Raw genomic sequence first — 24,832 nt, 5'->3', positions numbered from 1 at the left:
CGACGAGTTTATTCCAATCGTCGTGTTTTTTGACTTTATTCAAAAAGGAACTGATAACCAGATCCTCTCACAGTAACAATTTTTGCTCGATGACCCGAGGCGAACTCCAGCTTTTTTCGTAAATTACTAATATGCACTTTCAATGCCTGTGTTTGTCCAATACTTTCCTCAGCCCAAATCAGCTTGTACAATTCAGTTGGATGGAAAATTTGCGCGGGGCGTTGTGCTAGAAAAAATAAAATTTGAAATTCCTTTGTTGATAATGTTAATGCTATATCTTCAATATAGACTCTTCTTGAATGAACATGAAAGTGAAAATTATCGATGATGCTAATATCCTCATCTTTCCTATCTAGTAATTGTATTTGCTTCCTTCGTAAAGCGATTCTTTCAATGGTTTTCAGTAAACGCATTTTTTCAATCGGTTTTAAAATATAGTCTACTGCTTGAACTGCAAACGCCTCAATAGCATAATGCTCGTAGGCAGTTATAAAGATAATATCCATTGATTGCGCTAATTCTTCTACTTTACTGGCAACCTCAATGCCATTCATATCAGCCATTTCAATATCTAAAAAAAGAATATCTGGCTTCAGCCTAGGAATATGGTCTATAGCCTCTAGAGGACTTGTAAACTTGCCAATAATCTCAACTGTCTCATTGTCCTTTAACATAGCCTCTAATAAGTGGATTGCTAAGATTTCATCGTCCACAATAATCGATTTTAACATTCTTTCATCTCTTTTCATCCGGGATTAGTGGGAAATTTATTTGTACAGTTGTTCCTTCATCGACAACACTATCGATACGGAAGGTGGCATTCTCATATTTTTTTATACGTTTGGCAATATTTCGAATCCCAACGCTCTGATGAACTGAAGGTTCTTCTGATAAAATTTGGTCTAACATTTCTTGTGTCATGCCAATACCATTATCTCTGATCTGGATATTTATCATTTGCTGTTCTTTTGCTATTTTCATTGTCACTCGACCATTGTTTCGTTTGTTTTTTAAACCGTGAAAAAGAGCATTTTCAACTAAAGGCTGTAGTAGTAGAGGAGGAATCAATATATTGAATGGTTCCTCCATCTGAATTTCCCAATCGAGCTGCTCTGGATATCTCATTCGATGAATATTGACATAGGCCTGTATAAGCTGGAGTTCCTGATCTAAGGCAATTAAGCTATTAGTATTTTCGAATGAGAAGCTGCTTCTTAAAAATGCTGCAAAATCGGTAATCATTGTCCGTGCTTTATCTAAATCTAAATAACTGAGCGATAAGATCGAATTTAACACATTGTAAATAAAGTGAGGTTTAATCTGTGCTTGTAAAAAAGCTGTCTCCATTTTAATAGCTGTTTCAGCAGATTCTTTTAACAAAATAAGATTTCGAACTCTTGTCTTTAGTTCAGCCGTATCTAGTGGTTTATGTAGAAAATCATTCGCTCCGGATTGGAAAGCAGCAATCAAATCCTCGGGACGAATGGCGGCTGTAAGCATTAGTATTGGTAGCTCCGCAGAAGAATAGCTTTTTCTAATTTGCTGGCAAACCTCATAGCCAGACAACTTAGGCATCATAATATCTAAAATTAATAAATCGATAGCTGGATGCAGTGTTAATTGTTCAAAGACTTGCTGGCTATCGTCTACAGCAATGATAGAGTAATTCTCCTTTTCTAGAATATTGATTAATACTTTTAGGTTAATATGGTCATCATCAGCAATTAGAATTTTTTTCCCTACTTTATTTCCCGCAAAATGAGGAAAGGTTACTGGAGAATATTCTTTAGTTAGTATAATTTTATTCCTATGTTCCTTGTCTTGCTGCTCTTTCTTTATTGCTTCAATAGGTAGCTTAACGTAGAAAGTTGTTCCTTGACCTACAACTGAATGAACAGTAATTTCTCCACCATGCAACTGCACAAGTTCTTTTGTCACATTTAGGCCTAGACCTGCACCTCTACTTGCATCCTCTAACTGCCGGAATGGTTCAAAGATTGACTCTAAATGTTCTGGCGCAATACCCCGCCCGGTGTCACTTACTTCAATAACAAGGAATCTATGTTCTTCGTAGCATGAAATTTCAACTTTTCCTTGCTTGGTGTATTTAACAGCATTTTCAATTAGATTATAAAGAATTTGACGTAGCCTATCTTCGTCAGCTAATAGAAACTTACCTCGTTCAATATAATTATAAATTTTTACGTCTTTATTGCCGATGTACGACAATATTTCAACGATGACATGGGTTACAGAATATAGATCAACATTAGTAAGACGTAGTTTTAGTTCACCTTCTTTTATCTTTGAAAAATCTAATATATCATTAACAAGATGTGATAACTTTTCTGTGATATTAAAGATGAGCGATATTTTTTCTTTTTGTTCCATCGTTAATGTGGTGCTTTCCTGAGGCTCTAGCATGGACTGAGAAATAGCAATTACACCATGTAAGGGCGTACGAAATTCATGAGAAGTTTTTGCGAGAAACTCATCTTTTAATTTATCTACTCGCATTAAAGCACTTGTTATTCGTCCTTTCTCTAAATAAGAGTCAGTAAAACGATGGGAAATATAAAGAGAAAGCATCGTTAAACAAATAAAAGGAAGTAAAGGTGGTAATGAATAGATTTCTAGATTAATATTCAGATTTAAAGTAGCTACGACCATATAGATGAGAATAGCCATCGAACTAAGCGATAAATAAATAGCTCCTACTGATCGTTTAAAGATAGCAATGATTTGAATATAAAGGATATAAAAGATATTCATAAAAATATAAATAGAGTACACAAATTGTAAGTATGAGCTAATGGATATGGGGAGCATAACCGTAGCTAATAATAAAACGCCAATTATACAAAGTGTTTTTACAATTTTTTTATAAGCAAATTGCTGAAGGGCATAGTAAAAATACAACAGCATGAAGATACCTGTACCGATACTCGAAATAATTTGAATTCTTATCAGGAACTCATAGGTAACAGGGAGTAACGACATTAAAATTTTTTCACCATGGGAGACGCTATATAAACCGACCATGAAACAAAATAAGGAAAAATAAAGCTGTTCGATATCGAGTCTCGCATAGAGATAAGAACCAGCAAAATAAATAAACATTGTAAAAAAAGCAGCAATCGTTATCAAATCGTAAAAAAGAGAGCTTTCTCTTAATTTTCCAATACTTTCTTGATCTCCAATGAAAATGGAACCAATAATTCCTCCACCTGATGCATAATCAAAATTAGCCACATGTATAAGCAGCTCTAACTCGTTTTTATTAGGTTGAAAGTAAGCAACATAGGGTACATTCTTTTGTACATATATTGACTCTTCAGCAGGTACACCGCTTTGTCCAATACGCTTTTCATCAATATAAATGGCATTGGACATACGAATATTCCCTGTTTTGATACCTAAAATATCATCGGGATTATTGATTAAAATTTTTAATCGATAAGTACCACTGCCGAAAGTGGTGAAATTTTCTTTATCGAGCGTATACTTTGACCATTGTGACGGGACTTCTACTAAATAGGAATGATGGTTATCGAAATCGGAATAATTCAACAATTTATCGGGGACGAAATCCCATTCTCCATCTAAACTTACTGTATTGTGGTGCAAATCATATTTTTTTAGGTCTATTACGCCAGCAACAGCTTTAGGAGCGTCGGTTCTTTCATGTTTGAGTAACTGTGACGCCACACCAATAATCACTACACTAATAATGACCATAGAAATAAGTATTAGCTTTCTCATTATGGTTCTCTCAATCTTGTTATATTTAAAGGAAATAATATGTAATTATACCTACAGTATAGCATGTGAAAGTAAACTAAGAATAGTTAAAATGTGAGTGAATGCCTATTGTGACGAGTCCATTTTAGATGGATTTTGTGCATTTTATTTATTTATAGTGCATATGCTTACAATCACTCTGTTTTTTGCTTATAATAAGGAAGTCAGAGTTTTCTCTGAACAAAGTAGCCGCAAAGTGAGCGATTGCGATTGAAAAAATTATTATATAGTGTATGCTTTGTTGTGTTTATAGTCATTTTTTTGTACGTAAACAATCACTGGCTAGTCGTAAGTAAGCATGTGTTCGAATCAGAAAAAGTGCCTGCCAGCTTTGAAGGGCTACGCATTGTACAGGTATCGGATTTACATGATGCCCTCTTTGGTGACAATCAGCAAAGACTGATTGCAAAGGTTAAGGATACAAATCCTGACTATATCTTTATCACAGGTGATGTGATAGATAGCAATCGCTACGATTTAAAGCAAAGTCTACAGGCAGTAAAAGGACTAGTTGAAATAGCGGATGTTTATTATGTACTGGGCAACCATGAAGTAGCGACGAATAAGGTTGATGAAATTTATGAGGCGCTGTCATCGTTAGGGGTACATATACTGGCCAATGAATCGACCGTACTAGAGCGCGACGGGGAGCGCTTGGCGATTGTTGGAATTGAGGATCCGTTAATGGGTAGATCCACGGCAGACATGCTAGACATAGCAACAGCTTATTTACCAAACGATATGTTTAAGCTGTTACTGGCACATCGACCTGAGGTGTTTAATACGTATGTAAAGTATCACATGGATTTAGTATTTTCGGGACATGCGCATGGTGGGCAAGTTCGTATTCCTGGACTTGGTGGACTTGTTGCGCCAGGACAGGGGCTGTTTCCAAAATATACAGCTGGTGTCTACGAAGCAGGATCGACTGAAATGGTGGTTAGTCGTGGGCTAGGAAATAGCTCAGTACCATATCGCATTTTTAATCTTCCGGAAATTATTGTGATGGAATTAAAGAAAAAATAAGCACTGCGTTAAACTTTACGCAGTGCTTTCAATTTGTTTACGTTCTGTACGTCTCACAAGATAGATACTAATTTCATACAAAATAATCATAGGTATTAATACGAGTAGCTGACTGATAAAATCGGGTGGCGTGATAACAGCAGAGCCTACGCCCATTGCGATATAAGACCAGCCTCGTATTTTTTTCATGGATTCAGCAGTCAGTACACCAATGGCTGATAAAAAGAGAGCAACAATGGGTAACTCGAATAATAAACCGAGCGGTACGGTGGTCATGATTAAAAAATGCAGATATTCACTAGCTGATACCATAACATCGAAATTGGTAGCTCCGAGACTTACTAAGAAGGTATAGCTAAGTGGATTGACAACAAAGTAGCCAAAAGCTATTCCTATTAAAAAAAGAACTAGCATAATCGGTGCATAGAGACCTAAAAATCGACTTTCCTCTTCCTTTAAGCCAGGCTTTACAAAGCTCCACAGAAAATGAACGAGAAAAGGCATTGCAAGACCAAATGCTAAAGTAGTAGAAATAGTCATATAAAATTTAACAACCTCAAGCGGCCCTAAAATAACGAGAGAATGACCTCGAGTTATGAATGGAAACCAAATATTTATAGTCGAAAAGACTACAATAAAAAATAAAATGAAAATTGTTAGCCCTTTTATAATTTGCTTACGCAGCTCAGAAAGATGTTCCAATAATGAGGTAACAGGTATCAGAGGTTCATCTGCTACATGATCTTCTTCAATTGCTACTACAGGTATTTCAGCTAAAGCCTCCACGGGTGATGGAAGCTCAGCTTGTGGTTTATCAAGAGGGCTTAAATATTTTCTTTTTCCGTCTTCATATGGATCCATAGGAACCCCTCCTACGAAGCATCAGATTTTTTTTCGACCTTTTTCTCGGAATCGTCCTCATCATCCATAAGCCCTTTAGTGGACTTTTTAAATTCTGCAAACGTTTTGCCAACTGCTCCGCCGATTTCTGGCAATTTCTTCGGACCAAATACAATTAATACAATGACCAAAATAATGATTAAGCCAGGTACTCCAATTGCTCCAAGACCTCCCATAAGCCTTGCCTCCTTTAAATTTAAGTTTTTTACACTAAAGAACCGCCTGATTGACTATATTTAATAACTCCCTCTGCACAGCGATAAGCAAGTGCTCCTAATGTACCTGTTGGATTGTAGCCGCTATTGTGTGCAAAATTGCCTGCACTTACCGCGAACAGATTATCAACATCCCAATGCTGTAGGTAATTATTCACGACACCTTGCTCTGGCGTTGAACTCATGACTGTCCCACCTGTGTTATGCGTTGTTTGGTAAGGTACGATATTGTAGTCGGTAATTTCAGCGTTAGGAACAATTGTTTTTGCACCCATCTCTTTCATAATGTCAGCTGCTCTTGCGGAAATATATTTATGAAGTGCCCGATCCTGCTCAGTAAAATTGTACGTTAATTGTATTAATGGCAAGCCATAAGCATCTTTATAGGTAGGGTCCAGTGATAAATAGTTTTGCTTATGTGGCATAGATGCTCCTTGCGCACCAATACCGAATGAGCGTGTATAGTAATAAATAGACTGCTTTTTAAATTCAGGTCCCCAAGTAGGCGTATCTGGTGGTGTTGGATTGGAACCGATTGGTCGAGTACCTGTCTGTGTAAGAGCAATATTTCCTCCGTGAATAAAATCTAAATCACTATGGTCAAAATTATCCCCATTGAAGTCGTCTATACACATGCCTAATGAACCTGCGCCCATAAATGTATTGTATTGTTCATCGAAGAACCCCGCAGCACCAGGTAAGATTTGATAGCAATAGTTTCTGCCAAGTGTGCCTTTACCAGTAGTAGGATCATATCGTTCACCGATGTCTGAGACCATTAACAGCTTGGCATTATTAAAGACATAGCTAGTCAATACAACCGCATTAGCAGGCTGAATAAATTCTTCTCCCGACACAGTATCGATATATCTTACACCAGTAGCCTTATTGCCCTGCTTTAAAATTTCGACAACATTGGAATTAAAGCGTAAATCAAAGTTTCCTGTCTTTAAAGCGGTAGGGACGACTGTAATTTCTGCAGAAGATTTTGCGCCATATTCACAGCCAAACCGTTCACAGAAACCACAATATTGACAAGCATTGATCGTTTCACCATCAGGATTTTTATAAACCTCGGATACGTTGGCAGATGGCACCATATAGGGTGTTAGCTTTAAGCTTTGTGCCGCTTTTTCAAATTGCGTAAGCATAGGTGTTTTTTTCATAGCTGGTGTAGGATAGGGATTTGAACGCTTGCCGCTAAATGGATTTTTATCATCACCTGAAATACCTGCTGTTTTTTCAAATTTATCGAAATAGGGCTCCAGTTGATCGTATGTTAAACCCCAATCCTGTATTAGATAATCTGGTCCAAGCTTGTTTGGTCCATAACGTTTATCTGTTAATGTTTTTATTTGAAAATCATAGGGTAAAAATCGATAAGTCATACCATTCCAGTGCGTCCCTGATCCTCCAAGACCCTCTCCAAGTAGGAAGGAGCCAAGTTGTCGCATTGGCAATGCCTTCATATTGCGATCATTTCGAAAGCTTACCGTTTCTTTAGATAGATTTTGCATCAAATCATATCGAATGGCATAACGGTATTCATCGTGAACATTTAAATAATCTTCGGTACCACGCTTTTGACCACGCTCTAAACCGACCACCTTTAAGCCGGCTTTGGCACATTCAGCAGCAACGATACCGCCTGTCCAACCTACGCCAACTGTTACAACGTCTACACTAGGTAATGTTTTAGCCATTTTCTAACCCCCCTTAATGATTGCCTAATGGATTAGGCTCAATTTTTTGGAATTTCGCATCTTCTATTTGTGTAATATAAGCCATTTGGTGGCCAGGGAAGCCTTTCATGCGCCAGCCATCCATATTACGATTTCCGCCATACATAGGGTCAGAATAGGCACCCTCTAATGTAGCCGCACGCAGCAGTGTAAAGAAGAATGCGGATGTCACCCCAACCATTTCTATGTCACCCTTTTGAAAGGCTGTTAAAATTTCATCCATCTGTTTACCTTCTAAATCATTAAAGCTCTTTTGATAACGCTTTTGAGCTTCGTCCTCTAATTTTTGAATGCCCTGCCTGAAAATTTCTGCTCGTGTTAAACGACTTTGATAGCCTTGTGTAGGGGCACCTACGTCAAATGGAGCTTGCATATATTCTTTAGAGTTACTCCCATAATTTCCTGCCAGTTGATGATCGATAAAATAGGGAACATCTAAGCCTATAGCGCCGGGCCCTAAATCATCTTCTGGGAAGATACGCTCTGTAGCCTTTGATAAGATACTAAAATCTTTTTCATTTCTAAAAAACATCTTAGCCTTAGGCGAACCAGTAGCCTCATTCGTTTCATGCCCACCATGCTCCAGAGTGGAAGTCCCTTTACCTTGGATGTTGTAGCCTACTAGCCCTCCTATTAATCCACCACCGACTAATGTACCAGCAGCAATACCTGTTGTTTTCAAAAAGTCTCGACGAGAAACATTGTTTTTGTCTGAACTCATAGAAATCCTCCCCTCAAAATGTTTTAAACCGATCCTATTGTTAATAATCAGCAAAAATTGTGAATTATAATCAATTTTTATTGGAAAATGTTTTAATTTCATCCAATGTAGCGAGTATTCTGTCTTTCTATAGCAAACTATATCTATGAAATAAAAAATTTGTAGAAAATTGTTAGCACTATATAGATAGTGAAAATGGTATTATTATACATTTATTAATCATATTGGAAAACTTTTGTTGACTTCTACTTTTTGTGACTTTACTCTGAAGTTATGCATAAATATTCGAATAATATAGCTAAAAACGGAAGAAGTGAGAAAAAGGGATATGTGGATAAAAGGTATTGGTGGTAAATTAATTATTGCAATTATTGCTCTTGTTTTTGTAACTTGCGGCACACTTGGACTATCTACTTGGATCAATAGTACGAATGCAATGAATGAGCAAGTGGAATCCAATTTAGTATCTAGAGCAGAGGATGTTTCACAATACATAGAAGAACACTTCCAACTAACACTGGTAGAGGTAGAAGCAATCGCAGAGCAAGAGGCAGTTCGTAGTATGGACTTTGAAAAACAAAAACAATATTTGTCAAAACGCCTTGCTAATAATAAGAACTACTTAGGTTTTGGCATTATAAAAGCTGATGGGGTAGCCCATTATCTAGATGATACAACTGCTGAATTAGGCGATCGTGATTATGTAAAAGAAGGTTTTACTGGCAAGTCTGTCATGTCTGAAATAACGATTAGCCGTGTAACCGGCGAGCCGGTTATTTTAATTGTTTCACCAATTACTACAGCTACAGGTGAAAAAGCACTATTATTGGCTCGTATTGATGGTTATTATTTATCTAATATTGTCGAGGACATTAAGGTTGGAGACAGTGGCTATGCATTTATGCTGGATGCTCAAGGAACGATTATTGGACATAATAATCATTCCTATGTGAAGGAGCAAAATAATCCAATCGAAGAAGCGGAAGAAACAGGTGTTATGACGGGCAGGGCATTAGCTGCAAAAGAAATGATTACCAATGAAAGTGGCTATTTTTCGTTCGAAACAGAGGATGCTGGTACGAACTTAATGGGCTACCATACCCTTGATAATGGTTGGAAAATGGGGGTTATTGCATTAGAAAATGAGATGTTCTCAGGACTTTCTAAGCTTAAGACGAACTTTATTGTCACGACCATCATTGTTTCGATACTAGGACTATTCATCTCATTTGCTATTTCACGTTCGGTCAGTAGACCACTTCGTCATGTGCTTCGTATTAGTGAAGGCTTATCAGAAGGTGACTTTACACAGGAGATCCCTGAGAAGTATTTAAAGCGTATTGATGAGATGGGGACAATGGCGCGTGCATTAGATCGCATGATTAATAATATGCGAGAAATGGTAGCGAAAGTGAGTCAGGAAGCAACTGCAGTGAATGAAGCCTCGTGTGATTTAATGGGAGATGTCACTGCTGTGACAAAGCATTCTAAGCAAATAGCTAGTGCAATCAGTGAAGTAGACAGGGGGGCACAGAGTCAAACCGTGATGGCAGAAGAAAGTGCCTCTGCAATGGAACAAATGGCTATGGGTATACAAAATGTTGCCGAAGTAGCCTCAGCTATTGCCTGCAATACAGATTTTATTTCCCAGAAAATTAGTGAGAGCAATGAAGCTGTCCAGCAATCTATGCGCCGTATGAATGAGATTCAGGAGGGGACAACAGCTGAGCTAACAATTATTCACAAGCTAGAAAGAGAGTCAGAGGAAATTAGTTTAATTTCTAAAATGATTACAGATATTTCTGATCAAACAAATTTATTAGCATTGAATGCCTCCATCGAAGCAGCTCGTGCAGGAGAGGCAGGTAAAGGATTTGCTGTTGTAGCGGATGAAGTTCGCAAGCTTTCGGAGCAGACAGCAGAGTCAGCTACCAAAATTAATGTATTAATTGAAAGCGTTCAATCCTACACATTAGAGGTAGTAAAGGCGGCAGAATCGGGCGAAGTTCATGTTGAACGCGGATTAGCTTCTATTGAGGCAGTTGGTGAACGTTTTGAGGAAATGGTTCGAGCGGTAGGTGAGATAGCAGGTCAAATTGAAGAAATGAACGCTTCAGCTGAACAAATGTCTGCAAATACAGAGGAAGTTTCAGCATCTATGGAAGAAATGGCAGCAACCGCACATGCAGCAAGTGATTATGTGCATGAGGTAACAGATGCAACAACAGAACAGTTGAATACAGTAGAAACCATGAACGGTCAAACTGAAAAACTATCAGAAATGGCGAAACGGTTATATGGAGCCATTCAAAAATTTAAGTATTAAAAAGGAGGAGCTGTCTCATAATGACGGCTCCTTTTTCATAGTAGAATTAAGCTTTTTCCATAGCTAGCAGTAGTTCTTCTTTGGAAATCATACAATCGCCACCGCCTTGGACCATTTGGTCACTTCCGCCGCCCTTACCATTAATAAGAGGTAATGCCTTCGCGGCAATATCTTTCATGCTTTTGGTAACATTTTTACCTTTTGCTGCAACAAATTGTAGTTTGCCTTCATTTTCAGAAACTAGTAAGGTCATAGCATCTGACTGTTCAGAGACAATCAGACGAGCGATTTTTTGTAGCTCCTGCATTGTTCGTTGATGAAAAGCAGCCGTTACTACACCTTCACTATTAGCCACCAGTGCCTTTGCTTCGTAAGTTAGTAACTCCTCTTTCGCAGTAGCAAGTGCTTTCTCCGTAGTTTTTTGGACAGATAAAACTTTTGTAAGTGCTGTAGCAGCCTCAATCTCTGGAACACTTAATTGTCGAGCAACATCTGCTAATACTTTTTTCCGCATGGCAAGCTCGGCTAAAACACGTTGTCCACAGACAAAAGAAACGCGCACATTGCCTTTCATTTTTTCAGTGCTTAGTATTTTAATAGCACTGACCTGCCCTGTGGATGTTGGATGAGTGCCACCACAGCCGTTATAATCAAAATCAGGGATAATGACCAGTCGAATGTCCCCCGTCACAGCAACTTCTTTCCGAAGATTATAGTTAACAAGCTCATTTTCTGTAATCCATGTTGTTTGAATTGGACGATTTTCTAAAATGATGTCATTGGCTCTTGCTTCCGCCGCTGCAAGCTGCTGTTCAGTCAGCGTATCTACAGCAATATCAATTGTGACCTGCTCACTACCTAGGTGAAAGCTTACAGTCTGTGCATTAAAAAGCTCTATAAATGCCGCTGTTAAAATATGCTGTCCAGCATGCTGCTGCATATGATCGAACCGTCTTGACCAATTGATTTTGCCACGTACTACACCGTCTAAAGTTGATGGATCTCCTTGAATATAGTGACGAATTTCATCATCCACTTTTTCAACATCTATGACATCTACATTATTCAAAGTGCCTGTATCGTGAGGCTGTCCGCCACCAGTTGGATAGAATGCGGTATTGGATAGGACAACATAATGACGACCAGCTTCATCCATTCCTTTGCTTACAAGAGTAGCATTAAACTCGTGCAACATAACGTCTTGATAATATAATAGCTCTTTCATGAAAAAGCCTCCTTTTTATGTAGGGATTCTTAATTCTAAAACAGTTCCATTTTATTCTGGCATAATTACTTACACGTGTATACGGCTTTTCTAGTTGACCCATGCTGAAATTGATTTAATATAAAAAGGAACAGCTAAAGAAAAAGGAGCTAGAACAATGGAAATTACACAATTCACAATGGAAGAAATTTTAGACCCTACAAATATTATTGAGGGTAAGCGCTATGAATTTATTTTGGATGTAGAAATTGATGAAGAGGACGAATTATATCACGAAGCTGGCATTGAAATTCGTGTCCTCATCGGTGAAAAGGGCGAATCGCCATTTATTTTAAATTACTTCATTCTAGAAAAGGCTGAAGGTGAATACTTAGATTTTGCTTTAGAGGATGATGAACTAGAGGAAATTCTGACATTCTGTAAAGAAGAAATTGCTAAATTATAATAAATGGGAGCAGGTAGAGAGTATATTCTTTACCTGTTTTTTATTTTGTTGTAGTAGCTGCCACAGGACATGATATCTTTAGATTAACTACTCCTCGTACGTATCAGCCATATTTGATTGAATTAAGGATTATGTAAGCTTACTGAAATAAATATGTTGTATTGGAGAACTAAACTTAGTTTTAGTGTTCATAAAAACGGGCATTTTAAAGAGAGAGGTGCTTATATGTCAACTTACACAGATTCCATTTTAATAGCGTTTTTTATAACGATTATTTTATCATTTGTACTTTTTATTCCATGGCTTATTTATACGTATCGTAAATATGGATATTTATCTATGTCCAAAACCATTATTATGTTCTCATTTATTTTTTATTTTTTATCCGCACTATGTTTAGTATTACTGCCATTTCCATCTACAAGAGATACATGCTCACTCCAATCCGCAGACACTGTTCATACTAATTTGCGACTTTTTCAATTTGTTGAGGATATTTTAAAGGACAGCGGGGTTGTAGTAACAAATCCCTTTACATGGCTTGCTATAACGAAACAGCAGGCATTTTTCCAAGCATTCTTTAATTTCTTGCTACTGATGCCGTTTGGCGTTTACTTGCGATATTTTCTTAAAGAAAGAAGGTACTGGAAACGTGCATTTTTAATTAGCTTTTTGCTAACATTGTTTTATGAGGTCACACAAAGAACAGGTATTTACGGCATCTTTAATTGTGCCTACCGCATCTTTGATGTGGATGATTTATTACTGAACAGTGTAGGCGCGTTACTAGGATTCTTTTTAGCACCAATCATATGGGCACTATTTCCTTCGCATGAAGAGGTTGAGGCAAAAGCTGCTGAAATGGAAAAAATGGATATTGTTAAGCCCATCTCTATTTTGCTGGCACTCGTCATTGATTTATGTATCGCACAAATGATATGGATTATGGTTGGCGGTCTGACAGGGTATAGTGGTACATTCGAGTTCTTGGTGAACATGGTCTTGTACATGATCCTCTTTGGCGTGATCCCAAGTATGATGAATGGTGCAACGCTAGGTATGAAGATTATGCGTTTTACAATGGTCAACAAGAATGGCAAAAGTATTGTAAAGCAATCGTGGCGTCGCTGTATTGCTATTGTCGCTACGGCTAGTCTATTCGAAGCCATTTCAACGTTTGGTAGTATTCAATTAAATATGGATTCACCATTTTATGTTCTGCAAATTGTCATTTCTCTACTAGCCGCAACAGCAGGTTTTGCACTTACAATGATTATAGCCATCCATATAATACGTGTCATCGTAAGTGGAGGAAAACGACGTTTGTATATCGATCAATATGCAGATTTAATGGCAACAAGGAAAAAATAAGGGGGCTTGTAGAATGAAATACGTCATCATTGGGGGAGATGCTGCAGGTATGTCTGCAGCAATGGAAATCTATCGTAATGTGCCAGGGGCAGAAATAACTACTTTAGAACGTGGTTTTATTTATTCATATGGGCAATGTGGATTGCCTTATGTTGTAGATGGACGTATTTCATCAACCAAACGTTTAATTGCACGAGATGTCGAGACTTTTAGAGATAAGTATGGCATTGATGCAAGAGTTGGCTATGAGGTAGAAAATGTAGATATAGAGAAGAAATTTATTACGGGGACACAGGCGAGTGGTGAAGCATTTGAGATTCCCTATGATAAGCTTCTTATTGCTACGGGAGCTAGTCCAGTAGTACCTGTGCAAGAGGGGATTGAATTAGAAGGTATCCACACGGTAAAAACGATTCCTCAGTTGGAGGATTTACTGGCTGATTTAACGCCAGATATTGAACAGGTAACCATCATAGGTGGTGGCTATATTGGATTAGAAATGGCTGAAACGCTACACGCCTGCGGGAAAAAAGTAAGGCTAGTTCAACGAGGAAGCCATGTAGCACGAATTTTAGATGAAGAGCTTGCCCAACATGTTCATGAGGAAGCAAAAAAGAACGATGTGGAGCTATTATTAAATACAAGTGTGGAAGCATTTGAAGGGAGTAAACGGGTCGAGCGTGTCGTCACAGATAACAGTGTTTTAGAAACAGATTTAGTGATTGTCGCTTCAGGTATTCAACCAAATACGCAGTTTTTAAAGAATACTGGAATAGCACTTGCAAAAAATGGAGCAATTATTGTGAATCGCCATTTAGAGACTTCTATTGAAAATATTTATGCAGCAGGAGATTGTGCAACCCATTTTAATATTGTGAAGGAGCGTTTAGATTACGTACCTTTAGGAACGACTGCTAATAAGCAAGGTCGTTTAGCAGGCCTTAATATGTCAGGCAAGTTTGCGCCGTTTAGAGGAATCGTGGGAACTTCTATCTTAAAGTTTTTCAATTTAACCATTGCTACGACAGGCATCAATGAGCGTAAGGCGAAAGAGCTTGGCTTTGACTATGAGGCATTTAAACTATCTGCACGTCATATTGCTGGCTATTATCCAGGTGCACAACGTATGTATATTAAGGTGGTTGTTCGCAAGCGGGACCAGCTGCTATTAGGCGCACAAATCGTAGGTCCAGCAGGAGTTGATAAGCGTATCGATGTATTTGCTACGGCATTGTATAGTAAAATGACATTACCTGATTTACTAGATTTAGATTTAGCCTATGCACCACCATTCAATGGTGTTTGGGACCCATTACAGCAGGTGGCACGAATGAATGGACGTTTATAATAGGAGGTAGAGAGATGAGCATTTATGATATTAACGTAACTTTAGAAGATGGTACTGTCTATAGCCTCGAACGTTATAAGGGAAAGCCTTTGCTAATTGTCAATACAGCCTCCAAATGTGGGTTTACACCGCAATTTGAAGAATTAGAAGGTCTTTATGAAAAATATCAGGAGGAAGGTCTTGTGGTACTTGGTTTCCCTTCAAATCAATTTAAACAAGAGCTAGCGACTGCTGAAGAAGCTGCATCACAGTGTCGTCTGACATATGGAGTGACTTTCCCGATGCATGAGATAGTTAAGGTAAACGGAAAAGAAGCACATCCTATTTTCGATTATCTAACTTCTCACTCCAAAGGATTTTTAGGCAGTAGCGTGAAGTGGAATTTTACAAAATTCCTTGTAAATCGCAATGGTGAGGTTGTAGGGCGCTACGCCTCAGCAGATAAGCCAAGTAGCTTTGAGGACGATATTCAAAAGGTTTTAGGACAATAGATTAAAATGGTTCATGCACAGTATTTGTGTATGAATCTTTTTTTATGTCAATCAATTTTAAAAGTTGGGGAATACAAAAGGGAATGGCTTCGATAAAACGTATGAATTAATCGAAAACTAGCGATTGATTTAAGGTTGCTGTAAGCTTGCGACAAATTTGTTGTAAGTTTGAGGTCGTATACTAAAGTCAGAAAGAAGAGGTGAGCGTATATGACGCCATTATTAAAGGTACAAAACGTTGGAAAAACTTACGGCAAAGGCGCAAATACTTTTACAGCGCTATCGAATATATCATTTGAAGTAGAAAAAGGAGAGTTTGTTGGTGTAATGGGTCCTTCTGGAGCCGGGAAATCTACCCTTTTAAATGTATTAGCAACGATTGATACGCCAACGACTGGTGAAATAATTATTGGGAATACTAATTTAGCACGTATGAAGGATGCCGAATTAGCGGATTTTCGTCGCGATAATTTAGGATTTATTTTTCAAGATTATAATTTACTCGATTCTTTGACAGTGCGAGAAAATATTGTTTTACCACTAGCTATTGCGAAGATGCCAACAAAGGCTATCAACGCAAGGGTTGAGCGGATTGCTGCATTATTTGGTATAAGTGACTTGCTTGATAAATATCCTTATCAAATTTCAGGAGGACAAAAGCAGCGTACTGCGTCGTCACGAGCATTAGTGACAGAGCCAAAGCTAATCTTTGCGGATGAGCCTACAGGTGCACTTGATTCAAAATCTGCAACAGATTTACTAGAAAGCTTAAGCGATCTAAACCAATCTCAAGCCGCAACGATTATGATGGTTACCCATGATGCTTTTGCAGCTAGCTTCTGCCAGCGGATACTATTTATTCAAGATGGACAGCTTTCTAAGGAAATTCAACGTGGGACTCTAACAAGGAAGCAATTTTTCCAAGAGATCTTGCAGGTGCTGTCTAGCATCGGGGGTGGAGTAAATGACGTTATTTAGTTTAGCGCGCAAAAATATTCAACGCAATTTGTCGAATTACTTTTTATATATTGCCTCGATGGTATTTAGTATCGTTATTTACTTTACATTTGTGACGCTCAAATATAATGATGATCTTTCGGCCTTAAAACAATCATCACAACAAATAAAGGGATTGATGAGTGCATCGTCAGTAGTGCTATTATTCTTTATTGTCATCTTTATGGCCTATTCCAATTCATTTTTTATGAAGAAGCGGAAAAAGGAAGTAGCCCTCTATTCATTGCTAGGTGTGCGTAAGCAAAAAATTGGCTTAATGCTCTTTTTTGAGAATTTAGTTATAGGACTTGTTTCTCTAATACTTGGTATCATTCTAGGGTTCTTTATGTCACAAGGGCTGTTAATGATCTTAGTACGCTTAATGGGCTATGAAGTGGTTGGTAGTCTGACATTTTCGATGGAGGCATTAATTAATACGACTGGCATATTTACACTACTGTTTTTATTCACATCATTGCAAGGCTATCGTGTTATTTATCAATTTAAGCTAATTGATTTATTTCACGCTGACAAACAGGGTGAGCAAATTCCACGTGCCTCTTTAGTAGCTGCTTTACTCGGCACTGCGCTAATTGCATTTGGATATTATACAGCTGCCTCTGATATGTTTACGAGTGAAATATGGAAATTCTTCACTATGTTAGGTACGCCATTAATGGTCATAGGTGTAACGATTGCAGGAACATATCTTTTATTCCATAGTGTGAGTGTTTTTGTGTTGACAGCATTAAAAAAAGCCACATCATGGTCATGGAAAGGCTTAAATTTAATCGGTGTTTCTCAGTTATTATATCGTATTCGAGCTAATGCTAAATCGCTGTCGATCATTGCAATTTTAAGTGCAACAACGATTACAGCAGGTGGCGGTGTCTTCGGCATGTATTACAATGCAGAAGCAAGTGTGCGTCAGATGCTGCCAAATACATTTATGTGGAAAGGCGAGACGGTAGAATTTTCTCAAGAAGATGTCTTATATAATGAAGCAGTGGCTGTGAAAAATTTACGTGTTGATAATGAATTCTCATTTTTCGAATATACATTATTGAAGGAATCTGATTATAATCGTTTAGCGAAATTACAAGGTAAGGATGAAGAACTGCACATTGCAGATGGCTCTACAGTTTTACTTGATGCAGCCTATGATGAACGATTTTCACATGATTTTACGGGTGAGGACTTTAAGCTACAAAACGGAGATTCCTTCCATGTAGAGAAAATGTACAAGGAAAGCGTGCTAAACTTTATAGCAGCGGGAACAGTACTCGTTGTGAATGATCAGGAATTTGCGACTACAAATGCCGAAGAGCTCATCATGCAGGTTGTTGGATTGGACAATGATTTGAAACAACAGAACGTTTCACAAGATATTTATAAACAATTACCTACTGAACAACAAGAAACTTTCTCTAGTGTTCCACAAAGCTATGAGGATGGTTTAGCAACAGTTGGTGCACTATTGTTTGTGGGAAGCTTCTTAGGTCTCGTTTTCCTAGCGGCAACAGGCAGTATTATCTATTTCAAAATTTTAACGGAAGCTGAGGAAGATCAGGCGAAATACGCTATATTAAATAAAATTGGTGTGAATAGTAAGCAAATTTTAAAGACAGTTGCAGGACAGGTGGCTGTGATCTTTAGTGCTCCACTTATCGTCGGCATTGTGCATAGTGCTTTTGCGTTACTAGCATTTTCACAGCTATTTGGTATGAATATTACAAAGCCAGTCATTTTGTGGATTGTTGCATATTCAACTATTTACTTTATTTATTATATCTTTACCGTGCGTTCGTTCTATAAAATAGTGAGACAGGGGAATTAAATATGAAAAAAGTATTTTTCGGAATAGGTGCATTGTTCATCTTATTCGTGGCAGGATTGGTTGTATTGATGACTGTAGACTTTAATCGGTTAAATAAAGACACATACTATGTCCATATTACAGCTGAGGGAGAAGTAGAGGAGTATAAGGTTGATAGCGGTGAAATCTTTAAAATGTACTGGTACGAGCTACCTGCTTACAATAAAAATGGCGAAGAAAAAACATTAAAGTTTTCAGCCCACAAAAATTTACGCCAGGATGCTTATTTAAAGCTTTACGTGAAAAAGGAAACGGAAGTCTCTTCATTTGATGAAGTAAAATTCCACGAGTTACCTGCAAAGGTGCAAGATCAAATGAAATAGCAAAAAGGTGATGTCAATAGCAGAAAAAGAATCTTTAGCAAGGTGAGAGGTTGATTTCCGTTCCGCCAGCGCCCTTTCCAGGGGGCGTCCGATGAGCCGCTTCACTCACTTACGCTCGCTCCAGGGTCTCATCTGTGACGCTATGAACTGACCCCAAAAATTTGAACTTTTAAGAAACTCTTCGAAACTCAACTGGACTTTTTCCGTTGAGTTTTATTTTTATCCGTTCATGATTGTAGTAGTGGATATAGTCTACTAACGCTTTTTTGAATGCTTCGTAGTTCTTAAACGTTGTTGCGTATAGAAATTCTGATTTCATAATGCCAAAAAAGCTTTCTATCACGGCATTATCTAAACAATTTCCTTTCCGTGACATACTTTGCTTGATTTCATGTGTTGCCAATAACGCTTTAAAACGTGGTATTTGATATAACCATCCTTGATCAGAATGGACGATTAAGCCACTCTTTTTCGATAACTTTGTATACGTAAATGCCTTCTTAAAAGACTGTTGAACTAACTCAAAATTAGGTGATTTTGATACCTCATACCCAACGATTTCTCGATTGAATAAATCTAATACAGCGGATATATAGATTTTTTGACCGTTTATTTTAAACTCCGTTACATCGGTTACCCATTTCTGATTGGGTGCAGTGGCTTCAAAATCACGTTGGATGACATTCTCTGCGACATAGCCGACTGTCCCTTTATACGAACGGTATTTTTTAGGGCGTACCGTCCCTTTTAAGCCCAATTCTTGCATCAATCGTTGGACCGTTTTATGGTTGATGAAAAACCCTTCATTTCGGAGGGCTAAACAAATACGACGATAGCCATAACGCCCCTTATGGTAATGAAAAAGCGTCTGAATTCGTTCTTTGATCGCCTGATATTTATCTGGTTTTACCCATTTTTGGAGATGATAATAATACGTACTTTTCTTAAGTTTCGCGACTTTTAATAGAGCTTGAAGAGGAAAATCCAACCTTAGCTCATAGACAGCTCTTACTTTTTCTTGGATTTGAAGGCATCCTTTTCTTGAACTAAGGCTTTCAACTTTTTTAAATAGGCATTTTCCATCCGTAAATACTCAATTTCGGCTTTTAACTCATCCGTTGTTTTTCCATTTAAATCGGACGAAGGTGGTTGTTTTTTTGGCATTGATTGGCGCTCCTTTTCTACTTGATAGAGCACCTCACCAGCCGTTGACATCCATTGTTTTTTCCATCTCCGAATGGTTTCACGGGAAGGAATATTAAACTTCGCAGCAGTCTGAAGGAGCGAATCGCCCGTCTCTATCAGGTGTTGAATTACTTTTATTTTAAAAGAATCTTCGTAATTCGTGAACCCTTGAGGACGAATAATTCCTTCGATGCCATGATAGCGATATAATTCAATCCATAATCGAATGTACTGTCGATCCCTCTGTAATCGATTGGCAATCTGATACGTACTTTCTTTTTCTTCAAAGTAAGCTAGAACTGCGGCTAATTTTTGTTCATCAGAAATCACTACCTGCACCCCCTATAGTAGATTTTTAAGTCCAATATTTTGGGTGCAGCTCACTAAATCCCCTAGGAGTGACGCTGGCTCCACTCCAATCAAACATTCTTTTTTCATAGTAGTATAGCGATCAAATAGCCCATTATCTGTATTCTTAGAGGGGATAAGCTCTTATTTTCAATGTGGGGAAGTGATGTGTGACAACACCTCTCCATAAAGAGTAGTGAAGACCTTCGCCTTATTTGAAAACCTTTGCTAAAAAGGTAATACTTTTGTAGGTTGGAGTGGAAGGCTACTTGACTCCCGTGGGATAACGAGACAGGCGAGCCTCTAAACGGAGCGATAGCGGAGGAAGCGGCTCGGCGCTCGCCCACAGGAAAGCAAGTAGCCTGCAGCGGAAATCCATTTTCACCTTTCACAAAAATGCTATGGATAGTTTTGTTTTTCAACACTCTGAGGGGTGTCTCAAAAGTTATTTGAGACACCCCTCAGACTGTAGACAAACTCAATGAATTTTGAGTTTGCCTACAGTCTTTTTTCTTTTACAATAAAATAAAGTAAAAAAGTAAAGCCGTTGATTTCCACTACGGGCGGACGCTTTCCGCGGGCGGGGTCGAGCTGCTTCCCTCGCTTCGCTCAGTCCAGGATCTCGACTTTCCCGCTTTTCCCGCAGGAGTCGCCGCCCTTCGTTCCAATCAACTTCTACATAAAGAATTCCTTATTCATCTATTGATAAAAAGTAAACTTTTGAGGTGATCAACCATGATGACGAAAAATCAAACCAATGAACGTGAACAATTAGAAATGTTAACGATTGATCAATTAGTTCCCCAAGATCATTTAGTACGAAAACTAGAGGCGGCTATTGATTTTTCATTTATCTATCCTTTAGTAGAAAACCTCTACTCTGCTAAAGGACGCCCTAGTATTGATCCTGTTGTTCTCTTTAAAATGACGTTTATTCAGTACGTTTTTGGTATACGGTCCATGCGTCAAACCATCAAAGAAATTGAAACCAATATGGCGTATCGTTGGTTTTTAGGATTTGGCTTCCATACAGAAGTTCCGCATTTCTCTACCTTTGGTAAAAATTATGTCCGTCGCTTTCAAGACACCGATATATTTGAGCAGATATTTTATCGTATATTAAAAGAGATTATGCATCAAGGACTCCTCCATGCAGACCATTTATTTATCGATTCTACGCATGTGAAAGCGAGTGCGAATAAACGAAAGTATGATAAAAAAGTTGTGCGAAAAGAAACACGGGCTTATGAAGAGAAGCTTCAATTAGAGTTAAATATTGATCGTGAGGAACACGGAAAAAAGCCCTTTTCCCCGGAGAAGTTTGAAAAGGAAGAATGGAAAGAAATAAAGAAAAGCACGACAGATCCTGAAAGTGGGTATTACGTGAAGGATGAACGTACGAAACAGTTTGCATATTCCTTTCATGCAGCCACAGATGAAAAGGGCTTTGTCTTAGGTGCCATTGTGACTCCGGGAAATGTGCACGATAGCCATGTATTACAGCCACTTGTTGAAAGGGTCATTCAAAATGTTCAAAAACCATTAGCTGTTGCGGCAGATGCAGCCTATAAAACACCAGCGATTACGAACTTTTTGTTAGAGAATCAAATGTTGCCTGTTCTTCCGTATACACGTCCTAAAACGAAAGATGGATTCTTCCGAAAGCACGAGTATACATATGACGAGCACTATAATTGTTATCTTTGCCCACAAGGGCAGATATTGAAGTATGCGACAACGACGAAGGAAGGATATCGCCAATATAAATCGAATCCTTTGATTTGTGCGAAGTGTCCAAGCCTTTCCCAATGTACAGAAAGTAAGCATCATCAAAAACTCATTCAACGCCATATTTGGGAGTCATATGTGGAGGAAGCTGAACATTTACGCCATTCCTATGACATCAAACAGATTTATGCAAAGCGCAAAGAAACGATTGAGCGTGTCTTTGCCGATGCAAAAGAAAAGCATGGTATGCGATGGACAACCTTAAGAGGTCTAAAAAAATTGTCCATGCAGGCGATGCTTACTTTTGCTGCCATGAATTTGAAGAAACTGGCTACTTGGACGTGGCAAGTAGCTTAAGAGAGCAACTATGCTCGAAGAGTATGTTGAATTTGGTAGTATATTACCAAATGTTAAAAATAAAATAGGAAGAAAAATGACAAAAACCATCGAGAGTGAACTTCTCGATGGGCTTTTGTCTACGGTCTGAGGGGTGTCTCAAAAGTTATTTGAGACACCCCTTTTCTGCACGAAAGCGAAGTGTTACGAAGCGCCAGTGCCAAAAGTATGTTTGAAATTTATCGTTTTTCAAAGAATGCTGCTAGTTAAATTTGGGGTTTTCGTTTATTAGGTATTCCTTTTTAAATAAATGTTAACGCTTGTACCTTTCCCTTCTTCAGAGCTGATACTTACGGTTCCTCCATGGGCCTCGATAATATCTCTAGCAATAGCTGTACCTAAACCAGTGCCAGTTGTTTTTTCCGTATTTGTACCTCGGTAATAGCGTTCAAAAATATGTTCCAGATCCTCTGCTGCGATGCCTCTACCATTATCGGAAATCGTAATAGAATCTTCATCAACTGATACAAGTACGGAAACATCAGGAGTATTATGGAGGATGGCATTGTGTAAAAAGTTCATAATAGCTCTGCGCATAAAGTGCTCGTCAATTTGATGCAGACTGTCCTCGGTGGCTGTCTCAAACTCAAGATTAGCAAGCTCATATTGCGGTGTATTCAATGTATCGATTACAATTTCACGAATAAATGGCACCATATTCACTTTTTTTAATGTGAGAGGAAGCTGTTGATGTCTTAAACGCATCGTTAAATTTAAATCATCTAATAGATCTTGCATATGCAATGATTGTTTTTCTATAATTTTTGCGTACTCAGTTTGCTCACTAAGTGGCAATTTTTCATCATTCAATAGCTCTGCATAGCCACGAATAGAGGCAAGTGGTGTTTTCATATCGTGTGAAACATTACTAATCCATTCCTCACGCATAACTTCTAGTCTCTTCCTCTCCTGTTCATGGTTTGCTAATTCCCGCGATACTTCATTTAAATTTTCAAAAACAGGCTTATAAACACCACCAGGAGACTTAATAGACTTATGATTGTGATTTTTTAAATGGTGAATGCGTTCTATCATCGCATAAAGTGGTTTTGTTAATGTACGACCAAAAAACCAACCGACTAATGTAGCTACTAATAAATCAGCAATTACGATAAATAGTCCGAATTTCCCTATAAACTGTAAGAGTGATGTGCTAGAAACATGCATAACAAATCTTGTAACATCACTACCTTTGATACCGATTAAATAACTATAATCATCCTTACTGCCAATATACACCGTAGTAGTAGAATCAAATTCTTTATACTTATATACTTGAATTAGGTCAATAGGCGCATAGTGCGATAGAGCTTTATCTGGTGCAAAGTGAGAATCAATAACTTGACCATTTTTATCGAGCAATTGAATCCAAGCATTTCTTTGATGTAATTGTTCAAGCCCATCTGCACTTATTAAGGAGTCTCCGTTTTTTATTTCGATAAATTTTTGAAATTCCCGCACAAAGCTTTCCTCTTGAGTTGCTATAGCGCCTTCAGAATCAGTTACAAATCGATAAGTAAGGAGTCCCATGAAGATGGCAGTATTGACGAAAATAACGATGATGACAATAGAAAGTACAGAAAGGAGGAAGCGCGCTGTTAATTTCCACTTCATCCTTGTGCCTCTTTTGGTACGACGAATTTATAACCAAGCCCTTTAACAGTGGTGATATACAGAGGTTTTGAGGCATCCTGTTCGATTTTTTCACGCAAACGGCGGATATGCACCATGACGGTATTATCTGAACCGAAAAAGTCCTCTCCCCAGACACGTTCGAACAGCGTTTCTTTACTTAAAATTCGATTAGGATTGTGCATAAAGCACGCCATTAAACCAATTTCCTTTGCCGTTAACTCCAATAAAACGCCATCTTTATGAACTTCAGTTTCATCGGTATTCAGCTGGAATGGTCCATGCTGTAGTGCTTTCTTGGTAAGGCTCGGAGCAGTATCTTGAGTTTGGTAGCCAGCTCTTCGTAATTGGGCCTTTACACGATAGGCAACCTCTTTAGGGCTAAAAGGCTTAGTAATGTAATCGTCTCCACCAATGGCTAGCCCTAAAATTTTATCAATTTCCTCGTTTTTAGCAGACATGAAAAGTACAGGCACATGTGAGACTTCACGGATACGTCTACATAAATCGTAGCCCTCACCATCTGGAAGCATGACATCTAGCAGTACAATATCTGGTTTTGTTAGTTGAAAGCTTGTCCAAGCATCATGAATGGAGCCAGCTGTATAAATTTGTTTGTAGCCCTCTTTTTGTAAGCTTACTTTTAACAGATTAGCTAAATCAGCCTCATCATCCACTACTAATATAGTTGGTTCTTGCACTTATTCACACGACCTTTCGATTTGGAAGAATCCTTT

General features: G+C 38.2%; 21 protein-coding genes. 10 read left to right on the top strand and 11 right to left on the bottom strand.

Features of this window, described 5'->3' with window-relative positions:
* Nucleotides 1-35 precede the first annotated feature (35 nt).
* Nucleotides 36-731 carry a response regulator transcription factor gene (locus MHI34_RS06430; protein WP_058843758.1) on the bottom strand — a complete coding sequence of 232 codons (696 nt, stop codon included), beginning with the start codon at nucleotides 729-731 and terminating at the stop codon, nucleotides 36-38.
* Nucleotides 732-735: 4 nt separating this feature from the next.
* A complete protein-coding gene (locus MHI34_RS06425) occupies nucleotides 736-3,762 on the bottom strand; it encodes an ATP-binding protein (RefSeq protein ID WP_342504276.1) in 3,027 nt (1,008 codons plus the stop codon).
* Between the two features lie 249 nt (nucleotides 3,763-4,011).
* Here MHI34_RS06425 and MHI34_RS06420 point away from each other — a divergent pair, with 249 nt between their 5' ends.
* The gene (locus MHI34_RS06420; RefSeq protein ID WP_058843756.1) at nucleotides 4,012-4,827 is read left to right on the top strand and encodes a metallophosphoesterase; all 816 of its coding nucleotides are present in this window, start codon (nucleotides 4,012-4,014) and stop codon (nucleotides 4,825-4,827) included.
* A gap of 15 nt (nucleotides 4,828-4,842) precedes the next feature.
* Here the strand turns inward: MHI34_RS06420 and tatC are convergent, their stop codons facing one another.
* The 4 genes from tatC to MHI34_RS06400 are packed head-to-tail and all read right to left on the bottom strand — an operon-like array spanning nucleotide 4,843 to nucleotide 8,405.
* Nucleotides 4,843-5,688 (bottom strand): twin-arginine translocase subunit TatC, encoded by an 846-nt coding sequence (gene tatC / locus MHI34_RS06415; protein ID WP_342504275.1) that lies wholly within the window; start codon nucleotides 5,686-5,688, stop codon nucleotides 4,843-4,845.
* An 11-nt stretch (nucleotides 5,689-5,699) separates the two neighbouring features.
* Complete coding sequence (tatA, locus tag MHI34_RS06410) at nucleotides 5,700-5,903, bottom strand: twin-arginine translocase TatA/TatE family subunit (RefSeq protein WP_036125774.1); 204 nt, start codon at nucleotides 5,901-5,903, stop codon at nucleotides 5,700-5,702.
* Nucleotides 5,904-5,932: 29 nt separating this feature from the next.
* A complete protein-coding gene (locus tag MHI34_RS06405) occupies nucleotides 5,933-7,645 on the bottom strand; it encodes a GMC family oxidoreductase (protein WP_058843753.1) in 1,713 nt (570 codons plus the stop codon).
* 13 nt (nucleotides 7,646-7,658) lie between these two features.
* Nucleotides 7,659-8,405, bottom strand: coding sequence for a gluconate 2-dehydrogenase subunit 3 family protein (locus tag MHI34_RS06400; RefSeq protein ID WP_058843752.1), 747 nt, complete (start codon nucleotides 8,403-8,405; stop codon nucleotides 7,659-7,661).
* Nucleotides 8,406-8,733: 328 nt separating this feature from the next.
* Between MHI34_RS06400 and MHI34_RS06395 the strand changes: the two genes are divergently transcribed.
* On the top strand, nucleotides 8,734-10,731 hold the full coding sequence (locus tag MHI34_RS06395; protein WP_342504274.1) for a methyl-accepting chemotaxis protein: 1,998 nt from the start codon (nucleotides 8,734-8,736) through the stop codon (nucleotides 10,729-10,731).
* Between the two features lie 46 nt (nucleotides 10,732-10,777).
* Here the strand turns inward: MHI34_RS06395 and MHI34_RS06390 are convergent, their stop codons facing one another.
* Nucleotides 10,778-11,956, bottom strand: a complete 1,179-nt coding sequence (locus MHI34_RS06390) for a DHHA1 domain-containing protein (RefSeq protein WP_058843750.1) — start codon at nucleotides 11,954-11,956, stop codon at nucleotides 10,778-10,780.
* Between the two features lie 157 nt (nucleotides 11,957-12,113).
* Between MHI34_RS06390 and MHI34_RS06385 the strand changes: the two genes are divergently transcribed.
* From MHI34_RS06385 to MHI34_RS06355, 7 genes are all read left to right on the top strand, one after another.
* The gene (locus tag MHI34_RS06385) at nucleotides 12,114-12,401 is read left to right on the top strand and encodes a DUF6509 family protein (protein ID WP_058843749.1); all 288 of its coding nucleotides are present in this window, start codon (nucleotides 12,114-12,116) and stop codon (nucleotides 12,399-12,401) included.
* Between the two features lie 225 nt (nucleotides 12,402-12,626).
* Nucleotides 12,627-13,772, top strand: a complete 1,146-nt coding sequence (locus MHI34_RS06380) for a VanZ family protein (RefSeq protein ID WP_342504273.1) — start codon at nucleotides 12,627-12,629, stop codon at nucleotides 13,770-13,772.
* A gap of 13 nt (nucleotides 13,773-13,785) precedes the next feature.
* Entirely contained in the window at nucleotides 13,786-15,120 is a 1,335-nt protein-coding gene (locus MHI34_RS06375; protein WP_089933979.1) for an FAD-dependent oxidoreductase, read from the top strand.
* A gap of 14 nt (nucleotides 15,121-15,134) precedes the next feature.
* Complete coding sequence (locus MHI34_RS06370) at nucleotides 15,135-15,611, top strand: glutathione peroxidase (protein ID WP_036125788.1); 477 nt, start codon at nucleotides 15,135-15,137, stop codon at nucleotides 15,609-15,611.
* A 210-nt stretch (nucleotides 15,612-15,821) separates the two neighbouring features.
* Nucleotides 15,822-16,589 (top strand): ABC transporter ATP-binding protein, encoded by a 768-nt coding sequence (locus tag MHI34_RS06365; RefSeq protein ID WP_036125791.1) that lies wholly within the window; start codon nucleotides 15,822-15,824, stop codon nucleotides 16,587-16,589.
* The gene (locus MHI34_RS06360; RefSeq protein WP_036125793.1) at nucleotides 16,576-18,444 is read left to right on the top strand and encodes an ABC transporter permease; all 1,869 of its coding nucleotides are present in this window, start codon (nucleotides 16,576-16,578) and stop codon (nucleotides 18,442-18,444) included. The genes MHI34_RS06365 and MHI34_RS06360 overlap by 14 nt, the downstream gene beginning before the upstream one ends.
* A gap of 2 nt (nucleotides 18,445-18,446) precedes the next feature.
* A complete protein-coding gene (locus MHI34_RS06355; RefSeq protein ID WP_036125796.1) occupies nucleotides 18,447-18,806 on the top strand; it encodes a YxeA family protein in 360 nt (119 codons plus the stop codon).
* A gap of 169 nt (nucleotides 18,807-18,975) precedes the next feature.
* Here the strand turns inward: MHI34_RS06355 and MHI34_RS06350 are convergent, their stop codons facing one another.
* Together MHI34_RS06350 and MHI34_RS06345 are read right to left on the bottom strand one after the other, a co-directional pair.
* Entirely contained in the window at nucleotides 18,976-19,830 is an 855-nt protein-coding gene (locus tag MHI34_RS06350) for an IS3 family transposase (RefSeq protein WP_145991300.1), read from the bottom strand.
* Nucleotides 19,815-20,321, bottom strand: coding sequence for a helix-turn-helix domain-containing protein (locus MHI34_RS06345; protein ID WP_180957841.1), 507 nt, complete (start codon nucleotides 20,319-20,321; stop codon nucleotides 19,815-19,817). Before MHI34_RS06345 ends, MHI34_RS06350 begins: the two co-directional genes overlap by 16 nt.
* Before the next feature lie 753 nt (nucleotides 20,322-21,074).
* Here MHI34_RS06345 and MHI34_RS06340 point away from each other — a divergent pair.
* On the top strand, nucleotides 21,075-22,424 hold the full coding sequence (locus tag MHI34_RS06340) for an IS1182-like element ISBsp5 family transposase (RefSeq protein WP_342504272.1): 1,350 nt from the start codon (nucleotides 21,075-21,077) through the stop codon (nucleotides 22,422-22,424).
* Nucleotides 22,425-22,691: 267 nt separating this feature from the next.
* Here MHI34_RS06340 and MHI34_RS06335 read toward each other — a convergent pair whose 3' ends face one another.
* Together MHI34_RS06335 and MHI34_RS06330 are read right to left on the bottom strand one after the other, a co-directional pair.
* Nucleotides 22,692-24,077, bottom strand: coding sequence for a HAMP domain-containing sensor histidine kinase (locus tag MHI34_RS06335; RefSeq protein ID WP_342504271.1), 1,386 nt, complete (start codon nucleotides 24,075-24,077; stop codon nucleotides 22,692-22,694).
* Nucleotides 24,074-24,796 carry a response regulator transcription factor gene (locus MHI34_RS06330; RefSeq protein WP_271912079.1) on the bottom strand — a complete coding sequence of 241 codons (723 nt, stop codon included), beginning with the start codon at nucleotides 24,794-24,796 and terminating at the stop codon, nucleotides 24,074-24,076. Before MHI34_RS06330 ends, MHI34_RS06335 begins: the two co-directional genes overlap by 4 nt.
* Between the last annotated feature and the right edge of the window lie 36 nt (nucleotides 24,797-24,832).

Origin of the sequence: Lysinibacillus sp. FSL L8-0126 (genome assembly GCF_038630385.1) — a bacterium.
Classification (GTDB): Bacteria; Bacillota; Bacilli; order Bacillales_A; family Planococcaceae; genus Lysinibacillus; species Lysinibacillus fusiformis_D.
Note: the sequence above shows the minus strand (reverse complement) of the source record. Positions and strands in the feature narration are given on the sequence as shown.

Coding starts and splice junctions, on each gene's coding strand:
- MHI34_RS06365 (WP_036125791.1), top strand. CDS start 15,822: ATGACGCCATTATTAAAGGTACAAAACGTTGGAAAAACTTACGGCAAA.
- MHI34_RS06390 (WP_058843750.1), bottom strand. CDS start 11,956: ATGAAAGAGCTATTATATTATCAAGACGTTATGTTGCACGAGTTTAAT.
- MHI34_RS06335 (WP_342504271.1), bottom strand. CDS start 24,077: ATGAAGTGGAAATTAACAGCGCGCTTCCTCCTTTCTGTACTTTCTATT.
- MHI34_RS06425 (WP_342504276.1), bottom strand. CDS start 3,762: ATGAGAAAGCTAATACTTATTTCTATGGTCATTATTAGTGTAGTGATT.
- MHI34_RS06340 (WP_342504272.1), top strand. CDS start 21,075: ATGATGACGAAAAATCAAACCAATGAACGTGAACAATTAGAAATGTTA.
- MHI34_RS06385 (WP_058843749.1), top strand. CDS start 12,114: ATGGAAATTACACAATTCACAATGGAAGAAATTTTAGACCCTACAAAT.
- MHI34_RS06375 (WP_089933979.1), top strand. CDS start 13,786: ATGAAATACGTCATCATTGGGGGAGATGCTGCAGGTATGTCTGCAGCA.
- MHI34_RS06395 (WP_342504274.1), top strand. CDS start 8,734: ATGTGGATAAAAGGTATTGGTGGTAAATTAATTATTGCAATTATTGCT.
- MHI34_RS06355 (WP_036125796.1), top strand. CDS start 18,447: ATGAAAAAAGTATTTTTCGGAATAGGTGCATTGTTCATCTTATTCGTG.
- MHI34_RS06370 (WP_036125788.1), top strand. CDS start 15,135: ATGAGCATTTATGATATTAACGTAACTTTAGAAGATGGTACTGTCTAT.
- tatC (WP_342504275.1), bottom strand. CDS start 5,688: ATGGATCCATATGAAGACGGAAAAAGAAAATATTTAAGCCCTCTTGAT.
- MHI34_RS06405 (WP_058843753.1), bottom strand. CDS start 7,645: ATGGCTAAAACATTACCTAGTGTAGACGTTGTAACAGTTGGCGTAGGT.
- MHI34_RS06430 (WP_058843758.1), bottom strand. CDS start 731: ATGTTAAAATCGATTATTGTGGACGATGAAATCTTAGCAATCCACTTA.
- MHI34_RS06400 (WP_058843752.1), bottom strand. CDS start 8,405: ATGAGTTCAGACAAAAACAATGTTTCTCGTCGAGACTTTTTGAAAACA.
- MHI34_RS06380 (WP_342504273.1), top strand. CDS start 12,627: ATGTCAACTTACACAGATTCCATTTTAATAGCGTTTTTTATAACGATT.
- MHI34_RS06360 (WP_036125793.1), top strand. CDS start 16,576: ATGACGTTATTTAGTTTAGCGCGCAAAAATATTCAACGCAATTTGTCG.
- tatA (WP_036125774.1), bottom strand. CDS start 5,903: ATGGGAGGTCTTGGAGCAATTGGAGTACCTGGCTTAATCATTATTTTG.